At 37.8% G+C, this 14,752-nt stretch carries 13 protein-coding genes; 12 read left to right on the top strand and 1 reads right to left on the bottom strand.

The window, feature by feature from the left end:
- Positions 1-16: 16 nt before the first annotated feature.
- The 5 genes from M5A78_RS01040 to M5A78_RS01020 all read left to right on the top strand — a co-directional run bounded on the left by M5A78_RS01040 (position 17) and on the right by M5A78_RS01020 (position 7,357).
- Positions 17-370 carry an ArsR/SmtB family transcription factor gene (locus tag M5A78_RS01040; protein ID WP_248733427.1) on the top strand — a complete coding sequence of 118 codons (354 nt, stop codon included), beginning with the start codon at positions 17-19 and terminating at the stop codon, positions 368-370.
- Positions 371-522: 152 nt separating this feature from the next.
- A complete protein-coding gene (locus M5A78_RS01035; protein WP_248733426.1) occupies positions 523-2,340 on the top strand; it encodes a TIGR04190 family B12-binding domain/radical SAM domain protein in 1,818 nt (605 codons plus the stop codon).
- A 356-nt stretch (positions 2,341-2,696) separates the two neighbouring features.
- Positions 2,697-2,897, top strand: a complete 201-nt coding sequence (locus M5A78_RS01030; RefSeq protein WP_007083969.1) for a cold-shock protein — start codon at positions 2,697-2,699, stop codon at positions 2,895-2,897.
- A 180-nt stretch (positions 2,898-3,077) separates the two neighbouring features.
- A complete protein-coding gene (locus M5A78_RS01025) occupies positions 3,078-4,223 on the top strand; it encodes an exonuclease SbcCD subunit D (protein WP_248733425.1) in 1,146 nt (381 codons plus the stop codon).
- Positions 4,220-7,357: an AAA family ATPase gene (locus tag M5A78_RS01020; RefSeq protein WP_248733424.1), complete on the top strand. Its 3,138-nt coding sequence runs from the start codon at positions 4,220-4,222 to the stop codon at positions 7,355-7,357. Before M5A78_RS01025 ends, M5A78_RS01020 begins: the two co-directional genes overlap by 4 nt.
- A gap of 219 nt (positions 7,358-7,576) precedes the next feature.
- Here M5A78_RS01020 and M5A78_RS01015 read toward each other — a convergent pair whose 3' ends face one another.
- Entirely contained in the window at positions 7,577-9,232 is a 1,656-nt protein-coding gene (locus M5A78_RS01015) for an FAD-binding dehydrogenase (RefSeq protein ID WP_248733423.1), read from the bottom strand.
- 261 nt (positions 9,233-9,493) lie between these two features.
- On the opposite strand from M5A78_RS01015, the gene M5A78_RS01010 reads away from it, so the two are divergent.
- From M5A78_RS01010 to M5A78_RS00980, 7 genes are all read left to right on the top strand, one after another.
- Positions 9,494-9,823, top strand: coding sequence for a PadR family transcriptional regulator (locus tag M5A78_RS01010; protein ID WP_248733422.1), 330 nt, complete (start codon positions 9,494-9,496; stop codon positions 9,821-9,823).
- A complete protein-coding gene (locus M5A78_RS01005) occupies positions 9,820-11,022 on the top strand; it encodes a DUF2812 domain-containing protein (RefSeq protein ID WP_248733421.1) in 1,203 nt (400 codons plus the stop codon). The genes M5A78_RS01010 and M5A78_RS01005 overlap by 4 nt, the downstream gene beginning before the upstream one ends.
- 135 nt (positions 11,023-11,157) lie before the next feature.
- A complete protein-coding gene (locus tag M5A78_RS01000; protein ID WP_248733420.1) occupies positions 11,158-11,478 on the top strand; it encodes a hypothetical protein in 321 nt (106 codons plus the stop codon).
- Between the two features lie 81 nt (positions 11,479-11,559).
- Positions 11,560-12,120 carry a maltose acetyltransferase domain-containing protein gene (locus M5A78_RS00995; RefSeq protein WP_248733419.1) on the top strand — a complete coding sequence of 187 codons (561 nt, stop codon included), beginning with the start codon at positions 11,560-11,562 and terminating at the stop codon, positions 12,118-12,120.
- A gap of 80 nt (positions 12,121-12,200) precedes the next feature.
- The gene (locus tag M5A78_RS00990) at positions 12,201-12,722 is read left to right on the top strand and encodes a hypothetical protein (protein ID WP_248733418.1); all 522 of its coding nucleotides are present in this window, start codon (positions 12,201-12,203) and stop codon (positions 12,720-12,722) included.
- Positions 12,723-12,882: 160 nt separating this feature from the next.
- Positions 12,883-13,458: a nucleotidyltransferase family protein gene (locus M5A78_RS00985; RefSeq protein WP_248733734.1), complete on the top strand. Its 576-nt coding sequence runs from the start codon at positions 12,883-12,885 to the stop codon at positions 13,456-13,458.
- A gap of 315 nt (positions 13,459-13,773) precedes the next feature.
- On the top strand, positions 13,774-14,748 hold the full coding sequence (locus tag M5A78_RS00980) for an alpha/beta fold hydrolase (protein WP_248733417.1): 975 nt from the start codon (positions 13,774-13,776) through the stop codon (positions 14,746-14,748).
- Positions 14,749-14,752 lie beyond the last annotated feature (4 nt).

The following is a 14,752-nucleotide window of genomic DNA, read 5'->3' as shown; positions in this document are numbered from 1 at the left end:
GAAAGGTGATGATGAATTGAATTTGGAAATGCAACGATTTAAAGCGGAGTTTTTTAAAGCATTAGCACATCCATTAAGAATCCGTATTTTAGAACTACTTGCAGAAGGGGACAAGAATGTAAACGAAATTCAAACCCTTGTTGGAAGTGAAGGTTCCGCTGTTTCACAGCAATTAACCATTCTAAGAGCGAAGAATATTGTCTCAGGCACGAAAGAAGGAAATAAGGTCATTTACACACTAAAGGACCCGATGATTATTGAATTACTAGCAGTAGCAAAGCAAATTTTTAACAATCATCTCGTTGATACAATAACCATATTAGATATGTTTAAAGAGGATGAAGAGGAACCAGCCATGCCGAAGAAATAAATTCTTCGGTTTTTTCTATTTCTATGTTGAAAAGGAGGTTATTGTAACATTTTGGAAATTATCGGTTTTTTGTAATATTTCAACCAGTTATTACTTAAAACATAGGTTAATATTATAGTAGAAGTACTTGATATTGTATTTTAGGATGGTGAATGAATATGTATGATTTGGTATTGTTGCACCCCCCAACGGTTTATGATTTTCGGAAAGAGATGTTGTTTACTGGTCCCATTAGCGATGTGGTTCCTTCTTCACCTGTGTTTGAAATGTACCCGATTGGATTAACAAGCATCGGCGATTATCTAGAACGATTTGGATTAAAAGTGAAGATTATTAATATTGCCAATCGTATGCTGTTAAATCCTAATTTTGACGTAGAAAAGAAAATCAGAAGAATTAAAACAAAGGCGTTTGGAATTGATCTCCATTGGCTCCCACATGCACATGGTAGCGTGGAACTTGCAAAAATTATTAAGAAATATCACCCAGATACACCAGTAATGTTCGGCGGACTATCCAGTACTTACTTTCATAAGGAATTGATTGAATATCCTTGTATCGATTTCGTTATCCGTGGTGATACAACAGAAAAGCTCATCTTAATGCTTCTGAATAAGCTAGAAAATAAATCTAATGACGGTTTTTTTGATATTCCAAATCTAACTTGGAAACGTGGAGATACCTACCATTTTAATGAGATGACCTATATACCTGACAGTCTGGATGAATTTAATTTACCTGGCTATCGTTATATCATTCGATCCGTCTTTAAGTATTTTAATCTATTAGATCCTTTGCCTTACAAAGGGTGGCTACACTACCCGAACACCGCCATCTTGACATCTAAAGGTTGTACGTATAATTGTTTGATTTGTGGAGGATCTAAGGATGCCTATGAGCTAAACTGTAATCGAAAAAAGTTGGTAATGAGGTCGCCAAAGAAAATGCTTGAGGATATCGCGTTAATTCAACGATTTACCAGAGCTCCGATATTTCTTTTAAATGATATCAGGCAGGGCGGACAAGAGTACGTTAATGAATTCTTTAGTGGATTAGAAAAAATGGACTTGAAGAACGAAATCGTTTTCGAATTGTTTAATTACGCAGATGAGGAATTTTTTAAGCGGCTCAACAAGGCTATACCTAAATATAGTATTGAGCTTACGCTCGAATCGGCCGACGAAGATATTCGTAAATATAATGGAAAACTTCCATGTACAAATGCTAAGGTAATTGAAATGCTCCAATATGCTCTAAAACATAACTGCGCTAAGATTGATTTATTCTTTATGACGGGAATACCTAATCAAGATTATAACAGTGCGATGAGGAATGTTGATTTTTGTGAAATAATTCACAAAGATTGTGGTGAAGATATGCGTATTTCGTATTTTGTTGCACCACTTTCGCCATTTCTTGATCCTGGAAGTCCAGCCTTTGAAAATCCAGAAAAATATGGCTATAAAAAATTCTGCCATAAGCTTGAAGATTTCCGTGCGGCAATGAAACAGCCATCTTGGAAAAATATGCTGAGCTATGAAACAAATAAAATGACTAGGGAGGATATTGTTAGAGCCACTTACGATTCTGCACTACAATTAAATGAGTTTAAATACAAACATAACATCGTTAATAAGGAAGTTCATGATGAAGTAGCTGCTAAAATTAAAAAATCAGTCGAATTCTTGCAACGGTTGGATGAGCTGTCACTTTTACCGCAAGAGGAACAAAAGATAGAAATGGCAACTATTAAGGAAGAGGTAGAGCAAATCAATCGGCACAGCATTTGCGGGAAGAATGAACTTAAATGGGAGGTTAAAAAGCTATTTGCTGATTTCCCATCGTTAACGTATATCGGTATGGAATTACTTGTGAAGGACATCATTAAAGGGCTAAAATGCCGTTTTGGAAAAATTGACAGACATATCGTTGTTAAGCCAAATCCGCAAAGTGGAAAAGTTGAAAAATAATGACTAAAAAGGCAGCTACAAATACTGCCTTTTTTATTGGATAATACTTTCCTACAAAATGTGACAAAAGGGACTGGGAAACTGTCCTTGTGAGGCCTTAATACTCCCAAAATTCCTACTAGTTTTAATTGAAAAATGTAGATTTATGTAGGTCTTTGTCAACCGTTCATTCATTGACTTTTAGGCTAAAAAATGATAAATTTTACTCAGCCGTTGCACGAGATTAGATTTATATAATAAGCTTGTTCAAAGTTTTAACCGATGTTTGGATAAGGAAATGAAGGTAAAGCTATCACGTTGTAATTTGGTGAATTTACACATGGCTTATATGTAAGCCAATAGGAGGATTTTTTCACATGAAAAACGGTAAAGTTAAATGGTTTAATTCAGAAAAAGGTTTCGGATTCATCGAAGCAGAAGACGGAAACGACGTATTCGTTCATTATTCCGCAATCCAAACAGAAGGTTTCAAAACTTTAGAAGAAGGTCAAGAAGTTTCTTTCGAAGTAGTTGAAGGAGCTCGTGGACCACAAGCTGCTAACGTAACTAAAAAGTAATTTTAAAAAAACTAATTATAACAGTCCGGACTATGCTCCGGGCTGTTTTTTGTTGTTTTCTAACAGTAACTTTTCACTTTTAATTGCCCATCATTAAGGATTTTCCAGCTCGTGGCAAATCGTATTTTTGCTATAATGATAGTATTGAAGAACACAGCAAAAAAAATTGGGGTGAAGCAGATGAAATTTATCCATACAGCCGATTGGCATTTAGGCAAGCTGGTCCATGGCGTCTACATGACGGAAAATCAACGGGAAGTACTTGAGCAATTCGTTACGGTCGTCGCGGAGGAAAAACCGGATGCAGTGGTCATTGCCGGTGATCTTTATGACCGATCAGTGCCACCAACAGATGCAGTAGAGTTACTTGATGAAATGCTTTTTAAAATCAATGTAGAGTTAAAAACGCCTGTTGTTGCAATCGCTGGAAATCATGATAGTGCAGAGCGACTCTCGTTTGGCAGCTCGTGGTATAAACATAGCCAATTTTATCTATCAGGGAAACTTACAAACAGCTTTAACCCTGTTCAAATTAATGGAGTGAATTTCTATCTTGTACCTTACGCAGAGCCTGGTGTCGTTCGCCAATTACTCGAGGATGATTCTATTCACTCCCATCAAGATGCGATGAAGACTCTAATTGGCAAAATGGAAGAATCTTTAAATCCACATGAACCGAACGTCTTAGTTGGACATGCCTTTGTATTAGGCGGTCAAACTTCGGATTCTGAACGTGTTTTATCTGTAGGTGGCTCTGGATGTGTTGGTGCTGAATTGTTCGAACCATTTTCCTATACAGCACTCGGGCATCTTCACAGTCCCGATGCGATATACCATAGTAAAGTGAAATATTCAGGTTCTCTCTTAAAATATTCATTTTCCGAAGCAAAACAAAGAAAATCCATCTCGATTATTGAAATGGACGAAAAAGGGGAATTTACTCATCGATATCGATCGCTCACACCGAAGCATGATATGCGTGAATTAGAAGGACATTTAGAGGAGTTACTTGATCCTCATTTTTATGAAAAAGAACGAATCGATGACTATTTAAAAATTACCTTACTCGATGAGGGTGCCTTAATCGATCCAATTAATAAATTGCGTCAAGTATATCCAAACGTCCTCCATCTTGAACGGAAAATGGATATTACCGATTTGAAGAAAAAACAATCCTTCAACTCTATCCGAAGTGAGAAAAAGTCGGAGATTGAGTTATTTGAACAATTTTACACGGAAATGACAACCGCCGAATTTACACAGGATAAAAAAGAAGCAATGGCTACGGTAATTGAAAAGGTTCTTAGAGAGGAGGGGTTGAAATGAAACCATTAAGACTTACGATGCAGGCGTTTGGTCCTTATGCAGGCTGTGAATCGATAGACTTTACCCAACTAGGGAACCGCACGATGTTTGTGATTTCTGGCAAAACTGGTTCTGGGAAAACCACGATATTCGACGCGATAACCTATGCGATATATGGAAAAGCAAGTGGCGAGGATCGTAATGGCCCTGAACTCCGAAGCCAATTTGCAGCCGATGACCTATTAACAGAGGTTTCACTTGACTTTACCCTACGAAATAAGGTGTATTCGATTACAAGATCACCTCAGCAACCGAAGAAAAAAGACAAAGGTGAAGGCTATACGCAGCTGGGAGCAAAAGCAGAGTTGTATATGTGGGATGAACATGGCGAGAAAAAACTACTGGCCTCTAAAATCAATGATGTTGAGGAAAAAATTAAGGAAATCATGTTAATCGATGCAAACCAATTCCGGCAAATCTTGATGATTCCACAGGGGGAATTCCGCAAGCTGTTGACCTCTGATAGTAAGGATAAAGAAGTAATTCTGCAGCGATTGTTCCATACTCAGTTGTATAAAATGGTCGAAGACAGGCTGAAGGAAGAAGCGACTGAGCTGAAACGGTCAGTTGAGGATCAGGTTCAATCCAGAAATGAGGCCATTCGCCGCATTCATACAGTGACAAATGGTGAGCTCCGCGACAATATTGACGCTGACAGTGTGAATGACACGATTATTATGCCGCTGTTACAATTAGAAATTGCCACGATGGGTGACATGCTTGAACAATTAAACAACCTATTTAAAGATAAACTTCAGCTGCAAGACCGGTTAAAGGAACAGCTCTTTGAAGCTGAAGCGATTTTGAAACAGCTACAAGCAAAAGAAAAATTGAAAGAACAAAAAGCACATCTTGAATCTCAAAAGAATCTCATTGTTGAAAAAGAACAGCAGGTGCAGAGAGCGCAAAAAGCAGCAATATTGGTGCAGCAAGAGGAGCTTTGCCATCGCTTAAAGCGGGATTCTGATAAGCTGACAGAAGATATCCATACATTAAAAGTGAAAATAGAAAACTTGAACGGGCTTGTTAAACAGCACGAGGCGCAGCAGCAAAAAGAAATGGAAAGGGAAAATGAGCGGCAAGCAGCCCTTGCTGAAGTGAATCATCTAGTTACGATCAAAGAGGATGTTTATTCTTATGCTGCCTTGGTTAAAGAAACGGCAATGAAGGGGGCCTTCTTAAAAACGACTAAGGAAAAGCTGCACACCATAGAAAGAAATTTTGAACAAAATGAAGAAATGATGAAATCCCTTTTACAACAAAAGTCCGAGATTGAAAAGGGACAGTTAACCTACTTAGAAAATGAGAGACAGGTTGAAAAGCTGCAAGCTGAACTTGATCGCTTTGAAAAATATGAAACCTTATTTGATCGTCATCAATCGACAGAGCAAAATCTAAAGGTGATAACCGGACATTATGAAAATACTATAGCGAGATTACAGGATGCGAAAGCACTTGTTGAGGATTTAGAGAGAAAATGGTTCCATGGTCAGGCCACACTCCTAGCTTCAAGACTTCAAGAGGGAGAAGCATGCCCAGTATGTGGGTCCGAGCACCATCCGTCCCCTGTATTACAGCAGGATGAAAGGATTCCAAATGAAAAGGATATGAAGGCCGCGAAAGATCAGGTTGCTAAATGGGAAAAGGAAAAGTCTGCAGATGAAGCAAAGCTTTACCAGAGCCAATCAGATGAAAAAACGCAAAAGGAAGCTGCATTAGAGATACTGCAGGAAATTCGTACCTACCGGGCCGATTTTACCGAAACGGATTTACTATATGCAAAAACAGAGGTTGCTACAGCCAAAAACTCGCTTCTTCAAATTCAGAAGGACCTTGCTAAACAGATGAAGCTACTGGACCAAGTGAAAATTGACCTAGATAAAAGGGAATCCGAAAGGGGAACTTTACAAAAATCGATTCAACAATTTACGGCTGAAGTAACAGATTTAACGGTGCAATTCACAGAGAAGAAAACGAATTTAACAAGAATGATGAAGGTCATTCCTGAGAATCTGCGTTCGGAAGCGGAATATGAAAAAGCACTATTAGCTGCCACAAACCAGCATGAAAGACTGGTGAAACAGCTTGAAGTTGCACAGAAGCAATTGCAGGAAGTCAGAGAAAAGCTTTCCAATGAATCTGCAAGATTACAAGATGCAGAAAAGCACTTAACCGACAAAATGCAGGAGCTTGCTACAGAACGTGAAAGCTTTATTCATAAATTGTCAGAGGAAGGCTTTGAAAAATATGGTATGTATGCTTCTTCTAAACTTAGTGAAGGAGAAATCCGAAGTCTTGAGACTGAAATCCGCAGCTATCGTGAAGAATTGCGCTCGGTTTCTGACCGATTGAATGAATTAATGGAATTTTTGACAGATGTAAAAACACCGGATGTTGAGGGATTAAAGGTTGAGCTTTCAAAGCTAGGACATGAAATTGAAGAACTTAATCAAAAGCATAATGATCTATTTGTTAAAAAGCGGGACAACGAAGAAATTTATGGCCGGGTGAAACAATTGAATGAAAATATGAAGGTGCTTGAGGAGCGTTACAAACTTATTGGCCATTTATATGAGATAACAAAGGGTCAAAATAATTTCCGAATCACCTTTGAACGATATGTACTAGCTGCCTTTTTAGATGATATTTTACGAGAAGCGAATGTTCGTTTAAGAAAAATGACATCTGGACGTTTTCAGTTATTAAGAAAAACAGATCGGTCTAAAGGAAATGCACAAAGTGGTTTAGAATTACTTGTGTTTGACCAATATACTGGCCAAGAACGCCATGTTAAAACCCTATCGGGTGGTGAAAGCTTTAAGGCATCTTTATCGTTAGCATTGGGTCTAGCTGATGTTGTACAAAATTATGCAGGGGGGGTATCTCTGGAGACGATGTTTATCGATGAAGGGTTTGGTACGCTGGATCCCGAATCACTTGATCAAGCTATTGAAGCATTAATGGATATCCAGAGCAGCGGACGTTTGGTCGGAATTATTTCACACGTTCCGGAATTAAAAGAAAGAATGGATGTCAGACTCGAAGTTATTGCAGATCAGGCTGGTAGTAAGACAGAATTTATGTTTACAAATTAAATCCTCAGAAAAAAAAGAGTATATCCCTAAAGGTGAGTCTTTGGGAATACTCTTTTTTATATTTTAAGAGGATCAACACGATTTATCAGAAAAAAATAGATTATATCAGCAAAACAAAAATTCCAACCTTCTTACTACTATCAAGCAAATTTAAGGCTACCTCGAAATCATCATAAATTAATGACATTTTAAGACAGCCTTTTCGCTTGTTTAAGGATGTTACCCTAATTCCTTCGCAAGAGCACGTCCAGCCTGCCTCCCTGTAAACAGGCAGCCACCGACGAATGTTCCTTCTAGGGAGCGATAACCATGAATGCCGCCCCCGCCAAACCCGGAAACTTCCCCAGCAGAATAGAGACCTGGAACTGGGTTTCCAGATGTATCTAGGACTCTACCGGATAAGTCAGTTTGTAGTCCGCCAAGCGTTTTTCGACTGACGATGTTTAGGCGGACAGCAATTAATGGACCCATTTTTGGATCAAGAATCTTATGTGGAGATGCTACTCTAATCAGTTTGTCGCCCAAATAATTCCGCGCACCGCGCATGGCGGTTATTTGCAAATCTTTTGTAAATTTGTTTTCTATCTCTCTGTCTCTAGCATGAATTTGCCGCTCAATGTCAGCAAGATTGAGTAAGTTTTCACCGGTGAGCTTGTTCATTCCGGCAATGAGTTCCGGCAAAGTATTGGCAATAACAAAGTCCTCACCTTTATCCATGAATGCTTTTACAGGAGCGGTCGGGCCAGGAAGGACGCGACCTAACACTTTTTTAATACTCTTTCCCGTTAAGTCAGGATTTTGCTCGGACCCTGATAAGGCAAACTCTTTTTCAATAATTTTCTTTGTTAAAATGAACCACGAATAATCAAAACCAGTCTGCATAATGGCATCAAGAGTTCCTAATGTGTCGAAGCCTGGAAAGTTCGGTGCCGGAAACCGCTTTCCTGTTGCATCAAGCCATAGGGAAGAGGGACCTGGAAGAATCCGAATACCATGCATTGGCCAAACTGAATTCCAGTTTTTAATGCCTTCTGTATAATGCCACATTCGGTCTCGATTGACGATTCGGCCACCTGCCTTTTCAGTGATGGCCAGCATTCGGCCGTCTACATGTTCAGGAACACCGGAAATCATTTTTTTGGGTGCATCGCCAAGTCGTGCCGGCCAATTTTTTCTAATCAGTTCGTGATTTCCACCAATACCGCCGCTAGTTACCATCACAGCTTGGGCATGAAACTCAAAATCTCCTATCGTCTCACGGGAACTTGCTTCCCCACGAGCAGCGGAGCTGTGAACGAGTATATCTCCACTGGCTCCAATAACGGTACCATTTTCCGTTAATAATTCATTCACACGATGACGTGGACGGTAATCGACAAGACCCTTTTCCATCGCTTTACGAACTCGATCCTCGAAGGGTTTTATTATTCCAGGGCCTGTTCCCCAAACAATGTGAAATCTTGGTACGGAGTTGCCATGCCCCTCAGCAAGGTATCCTCCACGCTCTGCCCAGCCCACCACTGGAAAAAATCGGACCCCCATTTCATATAGCCATTTGCGTTTTTCACCCGCAGCAAAATCAACATAGGCCGCAGCCCACTTTTTCCCCCAGTAATCCTCGTCTTCTTCTCGGTCAAAGCCAGCGGCTCCTAACCAGTCTTGCCAGGCAAGTTCAAGGGAATCCTTGATGCCCATCCTTCGCTGTTCGGGTGAATCGACGAGGAATAATCCACCAAACGACCACCATGCCTGTCCCCCAAAAGATGCTTCCGGTTCCTGATCTAAAAGGAGCACTTTCTTACCTGCATCTGCGAGTTCAGCAGTTGCCACTAAACCAGCAAGTCCGGCCCCAATCACAATCACGTCAAAATTCAAACTTCATCCCCCATTTCATAACGATTTTTCCAAAAGTTGTTATGTTTATTTTCTGAAAAATCAATATTTTTAATTATACCATGACTTTTTAAAAATATTCGATTACCTCATTGTTAAGTAACATTTCCTATGAATATTTTGGAAGTTATGGTATTGATTAATATGTCACAACGTGATATAGTCATGACGAGACATATCTATTTATGACATAGTTTCAACCATTTCACCATACATAGAACCTAGAATTGGGAGGTGAGGATTTTGGATATTGATAAAGTTTTAAAAAAATATGTACCGATGACAGAAACGGCGTTCTATATTCTTTTATCGCTAACGGAACCGCGCCACGGTTACGGAATTGTTAAACATGTAGAAGACATTACAAACTCAAGAATCTTATTAGGATCTGGGACCGTATACGGAACGTTAACGAAAATGCAAAAAGATGGAATCATTACGGTATTTGCTGACGAGGAAAGGAAAACAGTTTATGAAGTAACAGATACAGGGAAAAAATTAATCACTGCCGAGATTAGTAGACTCAAGGAACTTCACCAGAATGCATTGAAATTTGAGGGGGATTTTTTATGATCAAAAAAGTATTGAGGCCATACTGGAGTTATGATGTACAAAAAACAGAAAAATGGCTCTCGTCAATGGCAGAAGACGGTTATTTTTTAGTAAAGGTCAATCGCTTAACACGTTGCTTTTTCTTTCAACAAGGCGAGCCTAAGAAGCTAATGTACCGAATCGGGTACGATAAAATGCAAGGGGAGTCACTTTCGAAAGGGCTAATAGCAGAGGGATGGACAAAGGTTTTACGGACTGGCAACTGGTTTGTAACGGTTAATGAAAAGCCACTGGAGCAAATTAAAACCTCCCCTGTCCGGGAAGGAATTATTAAACATAATCGAATCATTATGTATATTTTCGGTGGCATAGTATTATATTTTTCAATTATGGCAGTATTTTTTCTAAGTATATTTGGACTAATTCTATTTTCTGCAGATTCCCAAGTTGAGGTTGAAGAAAGTCCATATTGGATTTTCACTTATTTATATTTTGGTGCCGTTATAGCCACATTCGCACTTTCACTTTATTCTGTTATTAAAATTCATCGGACAAATAAAAAATTAATGAATGAAAAAATAAATAGAGATGAATTTTTCGGTAAGACCCAAGGTGAAAAAAAACTAAGCAAAGTGGAAGAAAGGCAGTTAAAGCGTTCCGGACAACTGGTTAAAAAAAGAAAGCTTGGATGGATGTATGCTCCGGATAAACTAGAGAAGTGGCTCGAAAAAATGGAGGAAGAAGGATATAATCTCTACCGAGTCAGTAAAGCAGGAACGACCTTTCATTTTCTAATTGGGCACCCGCGAAAGGTAAGTTATTGTGCAGATTATCAAAACATTGCCGATGAAAGCTACTTTGATATCCACAGAGATGCGGGCTGGAAAAGTGTTTTCAGCTCACTTGGATCATTACAAAAATGGTCGATCTGGAGCCGTGAATATTCAGAGGACGAAGAACGGCCACAAATTTATAGCGATAAAACTAATCAATTAAAACATGCCAGAAAGATTGCTATCGCCTATACATGTTTGTTCCTTCCTTTAATTATTGCCTATCTGTTTAATTTATGTTTGGGTTTAGAAATGATTAGTCATCACAAACTAGATAAATTGCAAATTTTTAGCATGGTTATTATGTTAATAGCCATTCTGTCTTTTGGGAGCTATTCAATCAGGACATGGATGTATTACAGGCGATTAACAAAGCAGGTTGGTTGAAAATAAAGGGCAAAGACCAGAGTGGAGATTCCATTCTTTTTACTCTTTATGGTACGTGAAATTAATGGGATAAAGAGGTAATCCTTTCCTCATTGGAGAATAAATAAATAGTGCACTGTAGGAAAGGAGTATTTTATGAAAGTTTTTTTCAAAAATGCCTTAAAGGTTTCATTTACATCTCTGATTGCAACGATTATTGTGACCATTTTATTATTGGGTTTGCTAAATTTGGCAGGTTTTGATTCAAAAATCATCCATATGATTGGAAAGGTTTTTATTGCTATTGCCTTACCGTTTTTAATCTTGAATCCAGTATTTGGTTTCATTTACTCGTTTTTTGTCAAAGGAAAAATGAAAATCCTATTTATATTTTTACATCTTGCTTCTATTTGTACGATTTCAGTACTTGCGTTCATAAGTTTTATGTTTAGATATTTTGTCCCTTTTGCTCCTTAAATCGTAACTAAAGTACATTTAATGGAATTATGATAAGTTTGATAAATTGAAAGGAAAAATTTAACTTTAGGAGACCGTGTCATGAAAACAGAAAAAGAAAAGATGATCAACGGTGAACTTTATAATGCTGCTGATTCAGAACTTGTAAAAGAACGTGAGAATGCAAGGAGACTAACAAGATTATACAATCTTACATTAGAAACAGAGGGGGCCAAACGGACAGAACTCTTAAAAGAATTGTTTGGTTCAACAGGAGAAAATATATATATAGAGCCAACCTTTCGTTGTGATTACGGTTTCAACATTCATGTTGGCGAGAATTTTTATGCAAACTTCGATTGTGTTTTTTTAGACGTTTGTGAGATTCGGATAGGTAAGAATTGTATGGTAGCACCGGGTGTTCACATTTATACAGCAACGCATCCATTGAACCCGGTTGAGAGAATTTCTGGCGTTGAGTTTGGGGATCCAGTACAAATTGGTGATAATGTGTGGATTGGCGGGAGAGCCATTATTAACCCCGGAGTTAAAATAGGTAATAATGTCGTTATTGCTTCAGGTGCAGTGGTTACAAAGGATGTACCCGATAATGTTGTGGTTGGGGGAAATCCGGCAAGAATAATAAAAAATATTGAATTATAGTTCATGAAAGACTTTCAAATAGTATAGATCATCCCGTGATGTAGAATAATATGTTCATACATTGTTAGGGGTGATTTTTTTTGATGAAAAAAACAACATTCATTATTGCAGGCCTTTACGTATCGCTTTGTTTTAATTCCTTTAAAGCCCAGGCTGATGAACTACCCAGACTATCACCTGAATGTATTGAAAATATGAAAAATCGAGATGTGCAATACAATAAAGAGTTAATGAAAGATATAATTTCAAGTTTTAATTTGGATATTGATGATCATACATACCATGAGGTAACGGATAGAGATTTGGATGCAGCAAATCTTATCTATGGTGGAAAAGATATAGACGAGTATTACCAGTCATTACATAAACAATTTATTGTCGCCTCCCGCGGTAAGCCTACATTGTTTGTCAAACCTTCAGAAGCCTATTTGCTTTATAAACAGCCGGATAATACGAATGTCGCGGTACATTTAAAGCTCAACAATCTTAAATGGGAAGTTATTGAGAAGAATAAGAAAGGAGGTAACGCTGTTAAATATAAGCTGTTAAAATGTGAAAAGGAATACTTGAAGGAAAAGAGGGAATATAACAACAATGACTAATTATTATGACAAGGCATTCTCCTCTAATAAAGGAGTGGCCTTTTTATTTTTCTATGAAGAAGAAGGAATTGTGAATTGGAAAAGAGAATTTTTTTATTAACAAAGTAGTAAACAAGGATTTTTAATATTTTTTGAAATTTAAGACTTTAAGGAGAATTTTATTTTGATTAAAACTGAAAATGAAATACGTAAACTGATAAAAAGTGATAAATGGATGATGGATATTTTAAAAGCCGTACGGTCAATGAATTTGCCTGATTGCTGGGTCTGTGCAGGCTTTGTCCGGTCGAAAATTTGGGATGTTTTACACGAAAGAAACGAAAGGTCCTCTATTCCAGATGTTGATGTCATTTATTTTGATCCTACCAATCTTGATGAATTAAACGAGAAGAAACATGAGGAGAAACTAAGGATGATCCTTCCAGATGTACCTTGGTCAGTAAAAAATGAGGCACGGATGCATATTCGAAATAACATGTTGCCGTATTCTTCCTCAGTGGATGCGATTGCGAAATTTCCTGAAACAGCAACTGCCCTAGGGGTGAAACTAGACATAAACGACAAGTTGATTCTAACTGCTCCTCACGGAATTATGGATTTAATAAACTTGGAAGTTAAACCTACCCCCTTTTTCACAGAAAACATAGATCAAGCAGCCATTTATGAAAATCGAATAAAAAAGAAAAACTGGAAATCAATTTGGAACAGAATCAAAATCCATCATATTCAACCTTAACAAATGCACGATTTAATAAAAGGAAAAAAATGAAGTATTAGTACATTTGCTAGCGTTTCTTAAATTGCTTTACCAGAACAACTGGATGGCAGTTGCTCGCTTTAATTGTCCCATTAGGAAAAGCAACAAAAGAAACTTGATTTCCCACACTATTACACTCGTCCCTTTTATAAGGATGACTGTTTTAAACGTAAATAATATTTACATAATTTCCATCCATATATTTATTAACCTCCTACCGAAAATCAATCATTTCGCTTCAATTTAATGCCGGAGCATGAGAAAATAGAACTAATTCGGAAAAGGGGAACCTATATGTTTAAAAGATATACACCAAAGATAGAAGGTAGTAACTCAGTAGCAGAATTAAAAAAGCTTACTATTGGTGGTGTGGACCAATGGCTGTTAATAAGAGGGGAAAATAAAAACAATCCGTTATTGTTAATGATACACGGTGGACCTGGTGCAGCACAAATTGGTTTTAATAGAGATTATCAACAAGAGCTTGAAAAACATTTCATTGTTGTGAATTGGGACCAAAGGGGAGCGGGATTATCATATTCCAAAAATCTTCCAAAGGAAACGATGACGGTTGATCAATTTTTATCCGATACGATTGAGGTAACAACTTATTTGAAAAAAGCATATCAAAAAGAGAGCATTTTCTTAATAGGTCATTCTTGGGGAAGTATGCTGGGTTTGTTAGCAATTCACGTACACCCTGAACATTTTACACACTATTTTGGTGTTGCTCAGGTTGCTAGCATGAAAGCGACTGAAGAATTGTCATACGAATTAATATTGAAAAAGGCAACGGAATTAAACGACCAAAAGGCGATAAAAGAGTTAACACAAATAGGAAAACCACCATGGAACAGTCTAAAACATGACAAGGTACATCAGAAATATCTAGAGTTATTTGGAGGCGGTATCTCCCATGACGGAAAGTTAGTAAAGGAATTCATTAGAAAACTACTTAAGAGTAAAGAATACACCTTTTTCGATGCAATTAACCATGTAAAAGGACAGCTATTTAGTATGAAAACGATGATTAATGAATTAAGAGAACTTGATTTGAAAAATATTATTCAAAAAGTTGAAGTGCCGATTACCATGATTATGGGTAAACATGACTTAACGGTGCCTCACGCCCCAACACAAGCATTCTTTGACCAATTGGTAGCACCGAGTAAAGAATGGATTTCCTTTGAAAATTCAGCCCATTCACCTAACTATGAAGAACTGGAGAAATTCACCCAAGTAGTGTTAGATCGATTGAAAGGTTATTAGACAC

The organism is Neobacillus rhizosphaerae (genome assembly GCF_937468385.1).
Taxonomy (GTDB): domain Bacteria; phylum Bacillota; class Bacilli; order Bacillales; family Cytobacillaceae; genus Neobacillus; species Neobacillus rhizosphaerae.
Note: the sequence above shows the minus strand (reverse complement) of the source record. Positions and strands in the feature narration are given on the sequence as shown.